This is a genomic window from Streptomyces sp. RKAG337 (assembly GCF_023701715.1).
GTDB lineage: Bacteria > Actinomycetota > Actinomycetes > Streptomycetales > Streptomycetaceae > Actinacidiphila.
In genome coordinates, this window is sequence record NZ_JAJOZA010000001.1 from 4147770 (window position 1) to 4165324 (window position 17555).

Below are 17555 nucleotides of genomic sequence, written 5' to 3' on the forward strand. Positions count from 1 at the left end.
CTAGTGGCCTGAGCTGAGTCTGGCCGCCTGGGTCCGCCCCACTTCGGTGGCGCGGCCCAGGAAGTCGGCGATGACGTCGAGCTCGCGGTCGCTGTACCCGTCGAGGATCTCGGTGAAGGCCTCGCCGGGCTCGTCCCAGGCTTCCCCGACCCTGGTGAGCGCCTCGGGCGCGAGGGCGACGAGCGCGCGCCTGCGGTCGCCGGGGTCGGCGGTCCTGACGACCAGGCCGGCCTTCTCCAGGCGATCGACGAGCCGGGTCGCGGAGCCGGCCGTCAGGCCGGTCAGTTGGGCGATCCGCCCGGTGCTCAGCGGCTCCGGCTCCATGCCGAGCAGACCCAGGCACTGAAGGTCGGTGGGGTGCAGGCCGAGGTGGTCGGCCATGGCCTGGTTGAAGACCGTCCAGGCGGCGTAGTGGCGCTGGCTCTCGTCGGCGATCCGGGCGAGCAATTCTTTTCGGCTTGACATCGGGTCCTTCTTGCTCCAAATTTATGTGTGTGACGCAACATCTGCGCGGCGCAATCTGATCGCCGCGGTTGCATCCTACGCGGCTCAGGCCGCGCCCTTCTCTCCGAAAGACCAGCTCTCATGTCCACACTCACGCTTTCCCCTGCCACGGCCGCCGAGGCCGTCTCCCCCAACCGGCGGTGGGCCATCCTCGCCGTCATCCTCATCGCCGACGTCCTGGACCTCCTGGACGCGACGATCACCAACATCGCCGCACCCACCATCAGCAAGGACCTGAACGGGGGCGCCGCCCTCATCCAGTGGCTCGGCGCCGCCTACGCCCTCGCGCTCGGTGTGCTCCTCGTCGTCGGCGGACGCCTCGGCGACAAGTTCGGCCGCCGCCGCGTCTTCCTCGTCGGCCTCACCGGCTTCACCGTCGCCTCCATGGCCTGCGGACTGTCCTTCAGCCCCGCCTCGATCATCGTCGCCCGCCTCGTCCAGGGTGCCTTCGGCGCCCTGCTGATCCCGCAGGGCTTCGGCATCCTCGGTGCCGTCTTCCCGCGCGACCAGATCGGCAAGGCGTTCAGCGCCTTCGGCCCGACCCTCGGCATCTCCGCCGTCGGCGGCCCGATCCTCGCCGGCTTCCTCATCGACGCCGACCTGTTCGGCGCCGGCTGGCGCTCCATGTTCCTCATCAACATCCTCCTCGGCGGCTTCGCGATCGTCGCCGCCGTCAAGCTCCTCCCGAAGGACACCGGCGACTCCACCACCGCCGTCGACGGCATCGGCTCCGGCCTGCTCGCCGGCACCATGCTCGGGCTGCTCTACGGCCTGATCGAGGGCTCCTCCAACGGCTGGACCCTCGTCCCGTTCGCCTCGCTCGCCGCCGGCCTCGTCTTCTTCGGCCTGTTCTGCCACCGCCAGCGCACCGCCGCCAGCCCGCTCATCCAGCCGTCGCTGCTCAAGAACCGCGGCTTCACCTCCGGCCTCATCCTCGGCATCGTGTTCTTCGCCGCCAACGCCGGCCTGCTGTTCGTCCTCTCGCTCTTCCTGCAGAACGGTCTGGGCTACTCCCCGATGCGCGCCGCGCTCGGCCTCGCCCCCGTCGCCGCCGGCATCGTCGTCGCCTCCATCGCCTGCTACCAGCTCGTCGGCAAGCTCGGACGCAACCTCGTCCTCATCGGCCTGCTGATCACCCTGATCGGCACCGGCTGGCTGCTCGCCCTCGTCCACGCCTACGGCACCGACCTCGGCACCTGGTCGCTGCTCACCCCGATCCTGATCATCGGTCTCGGCATGGGCACCTGCTTCGGCACCATCTACGACGTCACCATCGGTGACATCGACCCCAAGGAAGCCGGCAGCGCCAGCGGCTCCCTCAGCGCCGTCCAGCAGCTCGCCAACGCCATCGGCGCCGCCGTCGTCACCACGGTCTACTTCAAGACCCTCGCCTCCGACGACGAGGCCCACGCCATGACCTACAGCCTGATCGTCGTCGCCTGCGTCGCGCTCCTCAGCACCGGCCTCGTGTGGCTCATGCCGCGCAACGCCCAGCCCGACGACCACCACTGACGCCACATCACCGCAGCAACGCACCAACCGACATCCCCCAAGGGGCGCCCGCACCGGGCGCCCGGACCCGGAAGGACCACGACATGACCATCCTCGTCACCGGAAGCCGCGGCCGCATCGGCACCACGCTCATCGGCCTGCTGCACGAACAGGGCTTCAAGGTCCGGGCCGCGTCCAGTGATCCCGACGAGCTCGTCCTGCCGGACGGCGTACCCGACGTGAAGCTGAGCCTCGCGGAACCACATACGTTCCCCGACGCCCTGGCCGGCGTCGACTCCCTCTTCCTGTACGCCAACTCCTCGCACATCGAGGAGTTCATCAAGATCGCGAACGACGCCGGGGTGCAGCACGTGGTGCTGCTCTCCTCGTCCTCCGTGCTCGGTCCCGACGCGAGGAACGACGCCATCGCCCGGCAGCACCTGGAGGTCGAGGAGGCCCTCGCGTCCTCCGCCCTGCCGTACACGTTCCTGCGGCCCGGCGCCTTCGCGACCAACACGCTCTACTGGTCCTGGCCGCTCAGGACCACCGGCGCCGTCAGCCTGCCGTACCCCGGCGCGCACAACGACGCCGTCCACGAGTCGGACATCGCCGAAGCCGCGGTCGCCGTCCTGAAGGACCCGGCGCTGCGCGGCGGGGCGTACACCCTGACCGGCGCCGCGTCCGTCACCTTCGGCGAGCAGATCGACCAGCTCGCCCGCGCCACCGGCCGGCCCTTCACGTTCGACGCCGTCACCCCCGAGGCCTGGAAGGCGGAGATGGCGGAGTACGTGCCCGCCGCCTACGCCGACGGGCTGCTCGCGTACTGGCGCTCCACCGACGGCAAGCCCGTCGACCTCACCACCGCCGTCGAGGAGCTCACCGGTCACCCGGCGCGCAGCTTCGCGGTGTGGGCCGCGGAGAACGCCGCCGAGTTCGTGAAGTAACCGCCGTATCCAGGGTGTCCCCGATATCCCCGGTGTCCCCGGTATCCCGGTGGGTCGTCAGTCGCTGTCGCGGACGCGGAGCGTTCGCCAGACCAGTTCCAGAACGAGCCCGGCCGCGACAGCGACCCCCACCGCCACCCACGGACCCTCCGTACCCACCAGCTTGAGCGCGAAGATCGTCTGCAGCCAGGGCGTGACCAGCACGATCAGGAAGCCCGCGCCCATCGCCAGCACCAGGCAGACCCGCCACAGCGTGTAGGGGCGGGCGACGATGGCCAGCACCCACATGGAGATCAGGAACAGGGTGAGGGTCGCGTTGCTGGTCTCGGCGTCCAGCGCCCCGTCACCGGTGTAGTGGTGGCGGGCCAGCAGGTACTCGCCGAACGTCGCCACCCCGCAGATGACGCCCGCGGGCGCCGAGTAACGCATCACCCGCCGGACGAAGTGCGGCTTGGCCCGCTCCTTGTTGGGGGCGAGCGCGAGGAAGAACGCCGGGACACCGATGGTCAGCGTGGACAGCAGCGTCAGATGGCGGGGCAGGAACGGATACGGCACCTGCCAGAAGACCACCAGCAGCGCCAGCAGCACCGAATAGACGGTCTTGGTGAGGAACAGCGTCGCCACCCGCGTGATGTTCCCGATGACGCGGCGGCCCTCCGCGACCACCGACGGCAGCGTGGCGAAGCTGTTGTTGAGCAGCACGATCTGCGCGACGGCCCGGGTCGCCTCGGATCCCGAGCCCATGGAGACGCCGATGTCGGCGTCCTTCAGGGCGAGTACGTCATTGACGCCGTCGCCGGTCATCGCGACGTTGTGGCCCCGGGACTGGAGCGCGGCGACCATGTCGCGCTTCTGCTGCGGGGTGACCCGGCCGAAGACCGCGCCGTTCTCCAGCACGTCCGCCATCGCGTCCCGGTCGGTGGGCAGTTGACGGGCGTCGACCGGGTGCTCCGCGCCGGGCAGCCCGAGCTTGCCGGCGACCGCGCCGACCGAGATCGCGTTGTCACCGGAGATGACCTTGGCGTGCACGCCCTGCTCCTCGAAGTACCGCAGGGTGTCGGCGGCGTCGGGGCGCAGCCGCTGTTCCAGGATGACCAGCGCCTGCGGGACGACGTCCGAGGCGACGCCCGGATCGTCGAGCCGGCGCTCGGTGCGCGCGAGCAGCAGCACCCGCAGGCCCTGGTTGTTGAGTTCGTCGATATCGGCGAGGGCGGTGTGGCCGGTGGGCAGCAGGACGTCGGGTGCGCCGAGCAGCCAGCTGCTGCTGTCGCCGTCGGGCTCGTTGAAGGCGGCGCCGCTGTACTTGCGCGCGGAGGAAAAAGGCAGGGCTTCGTTGCAGCGCCAGCCGTCGGCGCCGGCCCCGTCCGTCACCGTCGCGGGGTACGCGGCGACGATCGCCTGGAGGCTGGCGTTGGGCCGCGGATCGGAGCCGCCGAGGGCGCCGAGCACCTGCTGGATGTACGGCTCCGTGGCGCCGTCGAGCAGCCGCAGTCCGGTGACGTCCATCCCGCCCTCGGTGAGGGTGCCGGTCTTGTCGAGGCAGACGACGTCGACCCGCGCCAGGCCCTCGATGGCGGGGAGTTCCTGCACCAGGCACTGCTTGCGGCCGAGCCGGATGACGCCGATCGCGAAGGCGACGGAGGTGAGCAGCACCAGACCCTCGGGGACCATGGGGACGATGCCGGCGACCGTACGGCGCACCGCCTCGCGCCAGTCGTGGTCCTGGAGCACGAGCTGGCTGATGATCAGGCCGATCGCGGTCGGCACCATCATCCACGTCACGTACTTGAGGATCTGGCTGATGCCGTTGCGCAGTTCGGAGTTGACGAGGGTGAAGCGGGACGCCTCCTCGGCGAGCTGCGCGGCGTAGGCCCCGCGGCCGACCTTGGTGGCGGTGAACGCGCCGCCGCCCGCGACGACGAAGCTGCCGGACATGACGGGGTCGCCGGGCTTCTTCAGCACCGGGTCGGCCTCACCGGTGAGCAGCGATTCGTCGATCTCCAGCCCTTCGGCCTCGACGACCTCGCCGTCGACGACGGCCTTGTCGCCCGGGCCCAGCTCGATGAGGTCGCCCAGCACGATCGCGGAGGTGTGGATCTCGACGGCCGTGCCGTCGCGGCGCACGGCGGGCTTGGCCTCGCCGATGACGGCCAGGCTGTCGAGGGTCTTCTTGGCGCGCATCTCCTGGATGATGCCGATCGCCGTGTTGGCGACGATGACGAAGCCGAAGAGGCCGTCCTGGATCGGGCCGACGACGAGGATGACGAGGAAGAGCACACCGATGATGGCGTTGAACCGGGTGAAGACGTTGGCCTTGACGATCTCGGTGGTGGAGCGCGACGACCGCACCGGAACGTCGTTCACCTCGCCCCGGGCCACCCGCTCGGCGACCTCACTACTGGTCAGTCCGGCGTTGCGGGCAACGACCTGGGTGTCCGTGCGATCCGTCATGGCACCGACGCTACGTGCGGATCGTCCGGTTCACCCGCCGGACGGAGCGTTCCGGGTGACCGTTCGGACGGGTATGGGGTGATGTTCTACGGGGTGACGTTCCGGCCGTCCTGCGGGGCTTCCCGCTGCGCGGCTTCGCGCTGCAGGGCCGCGTTGCGCCCCCGGACGTACCAGAGGCCGAAGAGGCCGAGCAGGGTGCCGGCGAGGCAGGTCCAGATCCACCAGGCGTGGCCGCGGTCGGCGTACCAGCCGTAGAAGGGGAGCTGCCCGATGAAGAGCACGAACCAGACGACCGTGCCGACCAGGACGGTCGCGATGTCGTTCGCTTCCAGCGGCTCGGGTGTCTCGTGCGTGGCTTTCCACTTGCTCATGCGGTCAGGGTACGTGGTGCCGACAGGTGCCAATTATGGGGTGCGGCCGGTCGCCGCAAGGGTCTACGCGCGGAGATAGCGCTCGATCATTCGTTTGTTCATACTGAAACCGTCCCCCCGGTGACTGGTTTCAGTCGTACGAACGCACAAATAGAGGACCCACATGTCCCCCTCGGCCACCGCTTCGGTCGACGCCAAGAACCCGTCACCCGTACCGCCCAAGAACGGCCTCGACCGCTTCTTCCGGATCTCCGAGCGGGGATCGTCGGTCTCCCGCGAGGTCCGGGGCGGGCTCGCCACCTTCTTCGCGATGGCCTACATCATCGTGCTGAACCCGATCATCCTCAGCTCCGGCGTGGACAAGTACGGCCACCACCTGGACGGCGGCCAGCTGGTCACCGCCACCGTGCTGACCGCCGCGCTCACCACCCTCCTGATGGGTGTCATCGGCAATGTGCCGATCGCGCTCGCGGCCGGCCTCGGTGTGAACACCGTCGTCGCCCTGCAGCTCGCACCCAGGATGAGCTGGCCGGACGCGATGGGCATGGTCGTGCTGGCCGGTTTCGCGATCATGCTGCTGGTCGCCACCGGGCTGCGCGAGCGTGTGATGAGCGCGGTGCCGCTGGGGCTGCGCAAGGGCATCGCGATCGGCATCGGCCTGTTCATCATGCTGATCGGCCTGGTCGACTCGGGCTTCGTCACCCGCATCCCGGACGCCGCCCACACCACCGTCCCGCTGCAGCTGGGCTCGGACGGCCACCTCAACGGCTGGCCGGTGCTGGTCTTCATCCTGGGTGTGCTGCTCACGCTGGCCCTGATCATCCGCAGGGTGCCGGGCGCGATCCTGATCAGCATCGTCGCGATGACGGTGCTGGCCCTGATCATCGACGCGGTCGCGGACATCCCCGGCATGGCCTGGGGGCTGACCGTCCCCCAGTGGCCCGGCAACCCGGTGGCCAGCCCGGACTTCGGACTCATCGGCAACGTCAGCCTCTTCGGCGGCTTCGGCAAGGTCGGGATACTGACCGGGGTGCTGTTCGTCTTCACCGTGCTGCTGTCCTGCTTCTTCGACGCGATGGGCACGATCCTCGGCGTCAGCGACGAGGCGCACCTGCTGGACGAGAAGGGCGACCTGCCCGGCATGAACAAGGTGCTGATGGTCGACGGCATCGCCACCGCCCTCGGCGGCGCCACCTCCAGCTCCGCCAACACCTGCTTCGTGGAGTCGACGGCCGGTGTCGGCGAGGGTGCCAGGACCGGCCTCGCCAGCATCGTCACCGGGCTGATGTTCGTGCTGGCGCTGTTCTTCACCCCGCTCGCCACGATGGTCCCGGCCCAGGCCGCCACGCCCGCGCTGATCGCGGTCGGTTTCCTGATCCTGGCGAACAGCGTCCGGGACATCGACTGGGACGACTTCACGATCGCCGTCCCGGCCTTCCTGACGATGGTGATGATGCCGTTCACGTACTCCATCACCAACGGCATCGGCGTCGGCTTCGTCACCTTCTGCCTGCTGCGGCTGGCCGCGGGGCGCGGCCGTGAGGTGCCGGTGGCCATGTACGTGGTCGCGGCGGTCTTCGGCTTCTACTACCTGATGCCGGCCCTCGGCCTGACCTGAGGCCCGCCCCGGGTCCCGGCCTGGGGCCCGGCCTCGGGCCCGGCCCGACCTTCCCGGGGTCGTCCCGGGGTTGTGCCGGGGTTGTGCCGGGGTGTCACCCCGGCGGAGCGGCGTAGAACCGCTCCGTCTCGTTGACGGCGGTCTTGAACCGCTCGTCGAAGTCGTCGCGAACGAGCGTCCGGACCACGTAGTCCTGGACGCTCGTTCCGCATTTGGCGGCGTGGTCACGGAGCCGATCCAGCAGGTCGGCGTCTATACGCAGGCTGAGCACTCTCGATGCCATATGCCAAAGGTCCCCGGCGAGGGTGGTTCCAGGTGTCGTTTTCGGGCGCTAACTCACTCATATGGGTGAGGTTTACTTAGCCTAGGTAATGAGCTACCCTAATGAATGTGACCGAACTGTCCGAGGACGACCGCGCCGCAGTGAACTCTCTGCGCTCCGCGGTGATGCGACTGTCGCGGCGACTGCGCCACCAGCGGGTGGACGAGTCGCTCAGCCCGACCGAGATGTCCGTGCTGGGTACCCTCGCCCGCTGCGGCTCCGCCACACCCGGGGAGCTGGCCCGCAAGGAGCACGTCCAACCGCCCTCCATGACGCGCATCGTCGCGATGCTGGAGGCCAAGGACCTCGTCCGCCGGGACCCGCACCCCGACGACCGCCGCCAGGTGGTCGTCAGCCAGACGGAGCAGGCCGAGGCAATGCTCGAGGAGAGCCGCCGCAAGCGCAACGTGTGGCTGGCGCAGCTCACGGAGGGGCTGAGCGACGACGAGCGCGCCGTGCTGCGCGCCGCCGCACCGGTCCTGGAGAAGCTCGCACAGCTGTAGCGACACCCGAGATGTAGTGACACCCGACCGGCGGACGGCGGGTGCGGAAGAACGTGGAACACCAGAAGTGAAGCGCAACGCCACACAGGGGAGGCGAACCTAGATTGAGTTCGGCAGCCGGATCGGACACCGCACCCGGACAAGAACCCGATACGACCACGAAGCGCGGCATGTTCAGCTCGCTCAAGGTTCGTAACTACCGGCTCTTCGCGACCGGCGCGGTGGTGTCCAACACCGGCACCTGGATGTCGCGGATCGCCCAGGACTGGCTGGTGCTCAGCATCACCGGTTCTTCTTTCGCGGTGGGTATCACCACCGCCCTGCAGTTCCTGCCGATGCTGCTCTTCGGCCTGTTCGGCGGTGTGATCGCCGACCGTTACCCCAAGCGGCAGATCCTGCTGTGCACCCAGGCCGCGCTCGGCGGGCTCGGCCTGCTGCTCGCCGCACTGACGCTCAGCGGGCACGTCCAGGTCTGGCACGTGTACGTCATCGCCTTCGCCCTCGGCATGGTGACCGTCGTCGACAACCCGGCCCGGCAGACGTTCGTGGTCGAGATGGTCGGCCCCGGCGAGATACGCAACGCGGTCTCGCTGAACTCCGCGAACTTCCAGGCCGCCCGGCTGATCGGCCCCGCCGTCGCCGGTGTCCTGATCACCGCGGTCGGCAGCGGCTGGGCGTTCCTGCTCAACGGACTGTCGTTCCTCGCCCCGCTCGCCGGCCTGCTGATGATGCGTACCGCCGAGCTGCACAAGGTCGAGCGGGTGCCGCGCGGCAAGGGCCAGCTGCGGGAAGGCCTGCACTACGTCGCCGGGCGCCCCGAGCTCATCTGGCCGATCGTGCTGGTCGGGTTCATCGGGACCTTCGGCTTCAACTTCCCGATCATCCTCACCGGCTTCGTCAACCACGTCTACCACTCCGGTGCGAGCACCTACGGGCTGCTGAACACCATCATCGCGCTGGGCTCGCTGGGCGGCGCGCTGCTCGCCGCCCGCCGCGGACGCACCCGGCTGCGGCTGCTGGTGGCCGCCGCGTTCGCCTTCGGCATGCTGGAGGTGGTGGCCGCGGTGGCGCCGTCCTTCTGGATGTTCGCGCTCCTGCTGCTGCCGATCGGCGTCTTCGGTATGACGTTCAACACCTCGGCCAACGCCTCGGTGCAGCTCGCCTCCGACCCCGCCATGCGGGGCCGCGTCATGAGCCTGTACATGATGGTCTTCGTCGGTGGCACCCCCATCGGCGGCCCGGTCGTCGGCTGGGTGACGGACACCTACGGGGCCCGCGTCGGATTCCTCTCCGGCGGCCTCGTCGCGGCCCTCGCGGCGGTCGGGGTCGGCCTCGTGCTGGCCCGGGTCGGCGGGCTGCGGCTCAAGGTGGACCTGCACCGGGGAAAAGACCACCGGCTGATCGAGTTCGTGCCCCGTGAGGGCGCGGCCGCCCCACTGGTGACGGCCGCGTGAGGCCGTCGGCATGAGGCTGTTCGCGGCGGTACTGCCGCCCTCCGGGGTGGCGGACGAACTCGATCCGGCTGTCTCCCCGCTCCACCGGCTCCCCGGAGCCGGCCGGCTGCGCTGGACCGAACGCGCCGGGTGGCACTTCACGCTCGCCTTCCTCGGCGAGGTCGCCGACGCGACGCTCCCCGCGCTGCGGGACGGCCTCGCGGCCGCCGCCCGCCGGCACGCGCCCTGCGAACTGCGGCTGTCCGGCGGCGGCCGGTTCGGCGAGCGGGCGCTGTGGGCGGGCGCCGCGGGGGACACCGGCCGGCTCGCGGAACTGGCGGACTCCGTCCAGAGCGCCGCCCGGCAGGCCGGCGTCGATCCGGCGCAGGAGCACCCGTACACCCCGCACCTCACGCTGGCCCGCAGCCGCGGCGGCGTGGCCCTCGGCCAGTACGCCGCCGCGCTCGACGGATTCCTGGGCACGCCCTGGTCCGCAGACACCCTCGCGCTGGTGCGCAGCCACCCGGCGCCGGACGCCCACTACGAGACGGTGGCGACCTGGCCGCTGGGTCCGTGACCCCGGCCGGTTAACCTCGACACGTGGACCCCAAGACCCGAACCCGTGTAGTGACCGCCGCCCTCGTCCTGATGCTCGTCGTGGTGGTCGCGGGCGCACTGCTGCGCTGAGAGGCCGCCGCGCCCGCCCGCGGCCACCGGCCTGCCCGCCGGGCCCCGATGCTCACCGGGACCCGGCCAGGCCGGGTACTACCAGGCGAAGGCTTCCGGGGACGGCCCCGGGCCGGGGAAGACCTCGTCCAGTGCGGCCAGGAACTCCTCCGACAGCTTCAGCTCGACCGCGTTGAGCGCCGAGTCCAGCTGCGCCTGCGTCCGCGGGCCGACGATCGGGCCGGTCACACCGGGCCGGGTCAGCAGCCACGCCAGACCGACATCACCGGGCGCCAGCTCGTGCTTGTCGCACAGGTCCTCGTACGCCTGGATCTGGTCGCGCTGCGCCGCGCTCTTGAGCGCGTCCGCGCTGCGGCCGGACGTCGAGCGCGCGCCGCCGCCCTCGCGCTCCTTGCGGAGCGCCCCGCCGAGCAGCCCGCCGTGCAGCGGCGACCACGGGATGACCCCGAGGCCGTACGCCTGCGCCGCCGGGATGACCTCCATCTCGGCACGCCGCTCGGCCAGGTTGTACAGGCACTGCTCGCTGGTCAGGCCCAGCGAACCGCGGCGGGCGGCCGCCTCGTTGGCCTGCGCGATGTTCCAGCCGGCGAAATTCGACGAGCCGGCGTACAGGATCTTGCCCTGCTGGACGAGGACGTCGACGGCCTGCCAGATCTCGTCCCAGGGCGTGTTCCGGTCGATGTGGTGGAACTGGTAGAGGTCGATGTAGTCCGTACCGAGCCGCTTCAGGCTCGCGTCGGCGGCACGGCGGATGTTGAGGGCGGAGAGCCGGTCGGCGTTCGGCCAGGCGTCACCCTCGGCGGCCATGTTGCCGTAGACCTTCGTCGCGAGAACGGTCTTCTCGCGGCGCCCGCCTCCCTTGGCGAACCAGGACCCGACGATCTCCTCGGTGCGGCCCTTGTTCTCGCCCCACCCGTACACATTGGCGGTGTCGAAGAAGTTGACGCCCGCGCCGAGCGCGGAGTCCATGATCGCGTGACTGTCGTTCTCATCGGTCTGGGGACCGAAGTTCATGGTGCCGAGCACCAGGCGGCTGACTTTGAGACCCGTGCGTCCGAGCTGCGTGTACTCCATGACCCCTAAGCCAAGCTCTTCGAGTGCGCTCGAAGCAAGGGGGTGGCCGCCCGCTGGGACGGGCGTGTCAGCGGGCGCCGCGACCAGCCCACGGCCTAGCTCCGCGCATACGGTCCGCCGACCCCCCAGGCCTGGTGCATCGCGTCGGCGAACGCGGCCGCGAGGCGGTGTTCGCCGGAGGGACCGGGGTGCGTGCCGTCATACGTGTCGGACGGCAGCTCGTAGCCGTCCGGCCGGGAGGCGAGCAGCAGAGGCGAGGCGCCGGTGTCCAGATCGGCGACGGCCTTGGCCATCCGGACGTTGAGATCCCGGCACTGCTCGGCGAAGGGGAGATCGTGGTCGGCCCGGACGTTGGGTATCACCGGCAGCAGCACCATACGGATCCGCGGATTGCCGGCCCGTGCCTCGCCGACGAAGCTCCGCAGGTTCTCCGCGGTCTGCTCGGCGGTCGTGTAGAAGCCGAGGTCGATCAGACCGAGCGAGATCAGCAGGAGATCGGGACGGTGCGCGCGCACCGCGTCCCCGATCAGCGGCGCCATGTGCAGCCAGCCCTCGCCCCAGCCGGCCAGGTGCCGCCGGGCGTCCGGCGGGAAGGCCGGGTCGGCGTACGCGTGCGAGACGGGCTCGCCGCTCTCCTTGTCGTGCAGCGCGATGCGCGGGCCGACCACCGTGAACGGCTCGCCGAGCGAGCACAGGTGCTGCCACATGCGGTAACGCCAGGTGAAGTCGCCCGCGCTGCCGATGGTCATGGAATCGCCGACGAACATATAACGCACGCTGAGATCATCGCGGATACCCGGCCCCGGCCGCGATGCCCGGCGGCGTGAAGCCCGACACATGACGGGATGGCAGGCTGGGGGCATGCCGCGCTCCCGCATCGCCCTCGCCGCCTCCGCCGCCGCCGCGGCGTTCGCCGTTCTCGGACCGGTGCCGGGGGCCGTCGCCGACGGCGGGCCAGCCGTCGCGTTCACCATCAGCGACCCGCGGATCACCGAGTCCAGCGGGCTGGCCGCCAGCCACCTCCACAAGGGCGTGTACTGGACCCACAACGACAGCGACGACGGCCCGTACGTCTACGCGGTGGACTCCGCGACCGGCAAGACCGTCGCCAGGGTCACGATGCGCGGCATCGACCCCCGTGACGTGGAGGCGATCTCCATCGGCCCGGACGGCGACATCTACGTCGGCGACATCGGCGACAACCTCGGCGGGACCTGGCCGCATGTGTGGATCTACCGGTTCGCCGAGCCCAAGCAGCTGGGGAACACGACGGTGGACGTCGTCCGCTACACGGTCCAGTACGAGGGCGGCCCGCGGAACGCGGAGGCGCTGATGGTGCACCCCAAGACCGGCCGGGTCTACATCGCCAGCAAGAACGAGGACGGCGGCGCCCTGTACGCGGGCCCGAAGAAGCTCAGCCCGAAGGGCGTGAACGTCTTCCGGAAGATCGCCGAGGTGCCCTGGGTGACCGACGGTTCGTTCTCGCCCGACGGCACCCGGCTGGTGCTGCGCGGCTACTTCTGGGCGACCGCCTGGCGGTGGTCGGGAGACGCCCCGACGAAGATCGGCAGCCTCGATGTGCCGATGCAGCGGCAGGGCGAGTCGGTGGCCTTCACCCCGGACGGCCGAGCGCTGATGTACGGCAGCGAGGGGAAGAACAGCGAGGTCTGGCGGGCGCCGCTCAACGGTGAGGACCTGCCGGACTCCGTGGCCCCGGACGCCGCCGGATCCACCGGAACGGGCCGGCCGGGTGGCAAGGGACCGGGCGCGGACGCCGCCAAGGACGGCTCGTCCGGCCACGGTGCGACCGTCGTCGGTTTCGCGGTGCTCGCCGCGATCTTCGTCGCGGCGACCGGCCTGCGCCGGATCCTGCGCCGCCGCCCCGAGTGACGAGGGGCCCGGCCGTCACCGGCCGGACCCCTCGTCAGTCGTACGTCGCGTGGGCTGTTACAGCTTGTCGATGACGTAGTCGATGCAGACCGTCAGCGCCTCGACGTCGGCCGGGTCGACCGCCGGGAACATCGCGACACGCAGCTGGTTGCGGCCCAGCTTGCGGTACGGCTCGGTGTCCACGATGCCGTTGGCGCGCAGCGCCTTCGAGATCTGCGTGGCGTCGATCGCGTCGTCGAAGTCGATGGTGCCGATGACCTGCGAGCGCTGCTCCGGGTCGGCCACGAACGGCGACGCGTACGAGGACTTCTCGGCCCAGCCGTACAGCCGCGACGAGGAGTCCGCGGTGCGGGCGACCGCCCAGTCCAGCCCGCCCTGGCCGTTGATCCAGGCGAGCTGGTTGGCGAGCAGGAAGAGCGTGGACAGCGCCGGGGTGTTGTACGTCTGGTTCTTCGTCGAGTTGTCGATCGCGGTCGGCAGGTCGAAGAACGCGGGGATGTGCCGGCCGGACCCGGCGATCTCGGCGGCGCGCTCCAGCGCGGCCGGGGAGAACGCGGCCAGCCACAGGCCGCCGTCCGCCGCGAAGGACTTCTGCGGGGCGAAGTAGTAGACGTCCGTCTCGGTGATGTCGACCGGCAGGCCGCCCGCACCGGAGGTGGCGTCCACCAGGACGAGTGAACCGGCGTCGGCGCCCGGTACGCGCTTGATGGGCGCGGCGACACCCGTCGAGGTCTCGTTGTGCGTGAACGCGTACACGTCCACACCCGCCTCGGCGACCGGCACCGGGTGCGTACCCGGGTCGGACTTGACGACCGACGGGTCGTCCAGCCACGGCGCGAGCTTGGCCGCGGTCGCGAACTTGGAGGAGAACTCGCCGAACGACAGGTGCTGGGACTTCTGCCGGATCAGACCATGGGTGGCGATGTCCCAGAACGCGGTGGACCCGCCGTTGCCGAGCACTACCTCATAGCCCTCGGGCAGGGAGAACAGCTGCCGGACACCTTCACGGACCTGGCCCACCAGGTTCTTCACCGGGGCCTGCCGGTGAGAGGTGCCGAGCAGGGACGTGCCGGTCGCGGCCAGCGCTTCGACCGCCTCCGTCCGTACCTTGGAGGGGCCCGCGCCGAAACGGCCGTCGGCGGGCTTGATGTCAGCGGGAATCTGGATATCAGCCACGGGCGAAGCGTAATCCGTCCTGAACCCGCTCTCGCTACTGGTCCACCCGGTGAGACAAGGTTGGCGTATGGATCTTGAGCAGGCGATGCGGGCGGCGGTACGGGGCACGGTCGCGTTCGACGCGGGGGCGCGGGCACTGGTGACGATGGACGCGTCGAACTACCGGCGGGTCCCGCTGGGAGTGGTGGCGCCCCGCGACGCGGACGACGTGGCGGCGGCGCTGGCGGTGTGCCGGGAGTACGGCGTACCGGTGGTGCCGCGCGGCGGCGGCACCTCGATCGCCGGGCAGGCGACGGGGGTCGGAGTGGTGCTGGACTTCACCCGCCATATGCGGGCGATCGAGCACATCGACCCCGAGGCGCGCACCGCGATCGTACAGCCGGGTGTGGTCCTCGACGATCTGCGGGCGGCGGCCGCCGTACACGGGCTGACCTTCGGCCCGGATCCGTCCACCCACAGCCGCTGCACCCTCGGCGGCATGATCGGCAACAACGCGTGCGGCTCGCACTCGGTCGCCTGGGGGACGACCGCGGACAACGTGCACGAGCTGGAGGTGCTGACCTACGGCGGGGAGCGGGCCACCCTCGGCCGCGGCCTGCCGGGGCCGCTGCACGACCGGACCGCCGCCTTCGCCGACGAGCGGCTGTCCGTGCTCCGCACCGGCTTCCCCGACCTGCCGCGCCGGATCTCCGGCTACGCCCTGGACCGGCTGCTCCCCGAGCACGGCCGGGATCTGGCGCGCGCCTTCACCGGCAGCGAGGGCACCCTCGGCGTGCTGACCCGCGCGACCGTACGGCTGGTGGAGCCGCCGGCCGCCCGCGCGCTGGCCCTGCTCGGCTACGAGGACGAGAGCGCCGCCGCCGAAGCCGCGCACCTGCTGCTGCCCCACCACCCGCTGACCGTCGAGGGCATGGCGGCCGACCTGGTGAGCGCCGCCGCCCGGGAGTCGCTGCCGCGCGGTGCCGCCTGGCTGTTCGTGGAGATGGGCGGCAGCACCGCGGCCGAGGCGCGGGCCCGTGCCTCGGAGCTGTGCCGCCACGCCGCCGCCGACGGCGCCAAGGACCACACCGTCGTCTCGGAGCCGGCCGAGCAGCGCGCCCTGTGGCGGATCCGCGAGGACGCCGCAGGCACCGCGACCCGGATGCCCGACGGCAGCGAGGCATGGCCCGGCTGGGAGGACTGCGCGGTGCCGCCGGCCCGGCTGGGCGCGTATCTGCGGGAGTTCAGGGCCCTGCTGGGCGAGCACGGCCTGCGCGGCTCCCCGTACGGACACTTCGGCGACGGCTGCGTACATGTCCGTATCGACTTCGATCTGCTGACACCGGTGGGCATCGCCCGCTTCCGGCGTTTCTCCGAGGAGACCGCCGACCTGGTCGTCGCCCACGGTGGCTCGCTGTCGGGCGAGCATGGCGACGGCCAGGCGCGGGCGGAACTCCTGCCGAAGATGTACGGCCCCGAACTCGTGGCTCTCTTTGGAGTTTTCAAGGATCTCTGGGACCCGGCGGGCGGAATGAACCCCGGCATGCTCGTCCGCCCCGCTCCTATGGATAGCAACCTCCGCTTCGACGTGCTGCCGTCGCGTGCGTCGCATCCCGTCGACGTCGAGTTCACCTATCCGGGTGACGGCGGCGATTTCACGGCGGCCGTCCGGCGCTGCGTCGGCGTCGGCAAATGCCGTACGTCCGCGACCACCTCGACCGGCGGGGACAGCGTGATGTGCCCGTCCTACCGCGTGACGGGGGAGGAGCAGCACTCCACGCGCGGACGCGCCCGGCTGCTGCACGAGATGCTCGCCGGCGAGATCATCGAGGACGGCTGGCGGTCGGAGGAGGTCCGCGACGCGCTCGACCTGTGCCTTTCCTGCAAGGGGTGCCGCAGCGACTGCCCGGTCGAGGTGGACATGGCGACGTACAAGGCCGAGTTCCTGCACCACCACTACGAAGGACGGCTGCGCCCCCGCTCGCACTACTCGATGGGATGGCTCCCGGTCTGGCTGAGAGCCGCCGCACCGTATGCGCGCGTCCTGAACGCCCTGGCACGGGGGCCGCTGGCGGGGCCGGCCAAGCGGGCCGGCGGCATCGCGCCGGAACGCGACATCCCCGCGCTGGCCCACGAGTCCTTCCGCGCCTGGTGGAACCACCGCGCCCTCCGCCAGCAGGCCGCCCGCCCGGCCGGCCCCGGCAAGGCCGCGCCCGGAACGACGGTGCCCGGAACGACCGCATCTGGGACGACCGCACCTGGGGCGACGGCGCCCGGCACGACCGCGCCCGGCACGACCGTCGTGCTGTGGCCCGACACCTTCACGAACCATCTGGCGCCACAGGTCGGACAGGCCGCGGTGAAGGTGCTGGAAGCCGCGGGCCTGCGGGTCGTCCTGCCGCCGAAGGCCGTCTGCTGCGGTCTGACGTGGGTGTCCACCGGGCAGCTGGACCGGGCCCGTACGGTCATGCGCCGCACGGTCGACGCCCTCGCACCCGCGCTCGACGCCGGGCTGCCGATCGTCGTCCTCGAACCCAGCTGCGGGGCGGCGCTCCGCGCCGACCTGCCGGAACTGCTCGGCTCCGGCGATCCCCGCGCGGCCCGGCTGGCCGCCTCCGTCCGGACCTTCGCCCAGGCGCTGGAGGAGCTGGCCCCCGGCTGGGTGCCGCCCCGCCTCGACCGTGCCGTCGTCGGACAGACGCACTGCCACCAGCACGCCGTGCTCGGCGACGCCGCCGAGCGGCGGCTCCGCGAGCGCGCCGGCCTCACCGGCACCCTCACCGGCGGCTGCTGCGGGCTGGCCGGCAACTTCGGTTTCGAGCAGGGCCACTACGACGTGTCGGTGGCCTGCGCCGAGGAACAGCTGCTCCCGGCGGTCCGGGAGGCACCCGCGGGGGCCGCCGTCCTGGCGGACGGGTTCTCCTGCCGCACCCAGCTCGCGGAACTGGCCGGCACACCGGGCCGGCACCTGGCAGAACTCCTGGCGGAGGCGCTGCCGGACGCCTGAGGCCGGGGCAGCGGGACGGCGAGGCCACCAATGCCTGTGGCCTGCTCCCACCCCGGTACGAGGGTGGGAGCAGGCCACAGCATCAACGATTCAGCAGCGCCTGAC

The 17555-nt window shown here is 71.0% G+C and carries 15 protein-coding genes; 8 read left to right on the top strand and 7 right to left on the bottom strand.

Going from position 1 to position 17555, the window contains the following annotated elements; translation table 11 throughout:
• Positions 1–465 carry a MarR family winged helix-turn-helix transcriptional regulator gene (locus LNW73_RS18510; protein WP_250976417.1) on the bottom strand — a complete coding sequence of 155 codons (465 nt, stop codon included), beginning with the start codon at positions 463–465 and terminating at the stop codon, positions 1–3.
• 120 nt (positions 466–585) lie between these two features.
• Between LNW73_RS18510 and LNW73_RS18515 the strand changes: the two genes are divergently transcribed.
• On the top strand, positions 586–2016 hold the full coding sequence (locus LNW73_RS18515) for an MFS transporter (protein ID WP_250990664.1): 1431 nt from the start codon (positions 586–588) through the stop codon (positions 2014–2016).
• Between the two features lie 83 nt (positions 2017–2099).
• Positions 2100–2939, top strand: a complete 840-nt coding sequence (locus LNW73_RS18520; protein ID WP_250990665.1) for an NAD(P)H-binding protein — start codon at positions 2100–2102, stop codon at positions 2937–2939.
• Positions 2940–2996: 57 nt separating this feature from the next.
• Here the strand turns inward: LNW73_RS18520 and LNW73_RS18525 are convergent, their stop codons facing one another.
• A complete protein-coding gene (locus tag LNW73_RS18525; protein ID WP_250990666.1) occupies positions 2997–5390 on the bottom strand; it encodes an HAD-IC family P-type ATPase in 2394 nt (797 codons plus the stop codon).
• Between the two features lie 86 nt (positions 5391–5476).
• Entirely contained in the window at positions 5477–5761 is a 285-nt protein-coding gene (locus LNW73_RS18530; protein ID WP_250990667.1) for a DUF2530 domain-containing protein, read from the bottom strand.
• A 163-nt stretch (positions 5762–5924) separates the two neighbouring features.
• On the opposite strand from LNW73_RS18530, the gene LNW73_RS18535 reads away from it, so the two are divergent.
• A complete protein-coding gene (locus tag LNW73_RS18535; protein ID WP_250990668.1) occupies positions 5925–7379 on the top strand; it encodes an NCS2 family permease in 1455 nt (484 codons plus the stop codon).
• 94 nt (positions 7380–7473) lie between these two features.
• Here LNW73_RS18535 and LNW73_RS18540 read toward each other — a convergent pair whose 3' ends face one another.
• Positions 7474–7662, bottom strand: coding sequence for a ribbon-helix-helix protein, CopG family (locus LNW73_RS18540; RefSeq protein WP_250990669.1), 189 nt, complete (start codon positions 7660–7662; stop codon positions 7474–7476).
• Between the two features lie 101 nt (positions 7663–7763).
• Between LNW73_RS18540 and LNW73_RS18545 the strand changes: the two genes are divergently transcribed.
• The 3 genes from LNW73_RS18545 (at position 7764) to thpR (ending at position 10214) form a co-directional block, all read left to right on the top strand.
• Positions 7764–8204, top strand: a complete 441-nt coding sequence (locus LNW73_RS18545; RefSeq protein WP_138353501.1) for a MarR family winged helix-turn-helix transcriptional regulator — start codon at positions 7764–7766, stop codon at positions 8202–8204.
• A 104-nt stretch (positions 8205–8308) separates the two neighbouring features.
• Positions 8309–9658 carry an MFS transporter gene (locus LNW73_RS18550; RefSeq protein WP_250976411.1) on the top strand — a complete coding sequence of 450 codons (1350 nt, stop codon included), beginning with the start codon at positions 8309–8311 and terminating at the stop codon, positions 9656–9658.
• A gap of 10 nt (positions 9659–9668) precedes the next feature.
• Entirely contained in the window at positions 9669–10214 is a 546-nt protein-coding gene (gene thpR / locus LNW73_RS18555; RefSeq protein ID WP_250990670.1) for an RNA 2',3'-cyclic phosphodiesterase, read from the top strand.
• 188 nt (positions 10215–10402) lie between these two features.
• Here thpR and LNW73_RS18560 read toward each other — a convergent pair whose 3' ends face one another.
• Both LNW73_RS18560 and LNW73_RS18565 read right to left on the bottom strand, forming a co-directional pair.
• Positions 10403–11398: an aldo/keto reductase gene (locus LNW73_RS18560; RefSeq protein WP_250976409.1), complete on the bottom strand. Its 996-nt coding sequence runs from the start codon at positions 11396–11398 to the stop codon at positions 10403–10405.
• A gap of 95 nt (positions 11399–11493) precedes the next feature.
• Positions 11494–12165 carry a GDSL-type esterase/lipase family protein gene (locus tag LNW73_RS18565; protein WP_308407686.1) on the bottom strand — a complete coding sequence of 224 codons (672 nt, stop codon included), beginning with the start codon at positions 12163–12165 and terminating at the stop codon, positions 11494–11496.
• Positions 12166–12259: 94 nt separating this feature from the next.
• On the opposite strand from LNW73_RS18565, the gene LNW73_RS18570 reads away from it, so the two are divergent.
• Positions 12260–13288, top strand: a complete 1029-nt coding sequence (locus LNW73_RS18570) for a hypothetical protein (RefSeq protein WP_250990672.1) — start codon at positions 12260–12262, stop codon at positions 13286–13288.
• Positions 13289–13345: 57 nt separating this feature from the next.
• On the opposite strand, the gene serC is transcribed toward LNW73_RS18570, so the two are convergent.
• Positions 13346–14464: a phosphoserine transaminase gene (gene serC / locus LNW73_RS18575; RefSeq protein ID WP_250990673.1), complete on the bottom strand. Its 1119-nt coding sequence runs from the start codon at positions 14462–14464 to the stop codon at positions 13346–13348.
• A gap of 67 nt (positions 14465–14531) precedes the next feature.
• Here serC and LNW73_RS18580 point away from each other — a divergent pair, with 67 nt between their 5' ends.
• A complete protein-coding gene (locus tag LNW73_RS18580) occupies positions 14532–17450 on the top strand; it encodes an FAD-binding and (Fe-S)-binding domain-containing protein (RefSeq protein WP_250990674.1) in 2919 nt (972 codons plus the stop codon).
• The last annotated feature ends 105 nt before the right edge of the window (positions 17451–17555 follow it).

Excerpts from the sequence above, each read along its gene's own strand:
- LNW73_RS18520 (WP_250990665.1), top strand. The coding sequence starts at position 2,100 with ATGACCATCCTCGTCACCGGAAGCCGCGGCCGCATCGGCACCACGCTC.
- LNW73_RS18515 (WP_250990664.1), top strand. The coding sequence starts at position 586 with ATGTCCACACTCACGCTTTCCCCTGCCACGGCCGCCGAGGCCGTCTCC.
- LNW73_RS18570 (WP_250990672.1), top strand. The coding sequence starts at position 12,260 with ATGCCGCGCTCCCGCATCGCCCTCGCCGCCTCCGCCGCCGCCGCGGCG.
- LNW73_RS18545 (WP_138353501.1), top strand. The coding sequence starts at position 7,764 with ATGAATGTGACCGAACTGTCCGAGGACGACCGCGCCGCAGTGAACTCT.
- LNW73_RS18565 (WP_308407686.1), bottom strand. The coding sequence starts at position 12,165 with ATGTTCGTCGGCGATTCCATGACCATCGGCAGCGCGGGCGACTTCACC.
- thpR (WP_250990670.1), top strand. The coding sequence starts at position 9,669 with ATGAGGCTGTTCGCGGCGGTACTGCCGCCCTCCGGGGTGGCGGACGAA.
- LNW73_RS18540 (WP_250990669.1), bottom strand. The coding sequence starts at position 7,662 with ATGGCATCGAGAGTGCTCAGCCTGCGTATAGACGCCGACCTGCTGGAT.
- LNW73_RS18580 (WP_250990674.1), top strand. The coding sequence starts at position 14,532 with ATGGATCTTGAGCAGGCGATGCGGGCGGCGGTACGGGGCACGGTCGCG.
- LNW73_RS18525 (WP_250990666.1), bottom strand. The coding sequence starts at position 5,390 with ATGACGGATCGCACGGACACCCAGGTCGTTGCCCGCAACGCCGGACTG.
- LNW73_RS18535 (WP_250990668.1), top strand. The coding sequence starts at position 5,925 with ATGTCCCCCTCGGCCACCGCTTCGGTCGACGCCAAGAACCCGTCACCC.
- LNW73_RS18510 (WP_250976417.1), bottom strand. The coding sequence starts at position 465 with ATGTCAAGCCGAAAAGAATTGCTCGCCCGGATCGCCGACGAGAGCCAG.
- LNW73_RS18560 (WP_250976409.1), bottom strand. The coding sequence starts at position 11,398 with ATGGAGTACACGCAGCTCGGACGCACGGGTCTCAAAGTCAGCCGCCTG.
- LNW73_RS18530 (WP_250990667.1), bottom strand. The coding sequence starts at position 5,761 with ATGAGCAAGTGGAAAGCCACGCACGAGACACCCGAGCCGCTGGAAGCG.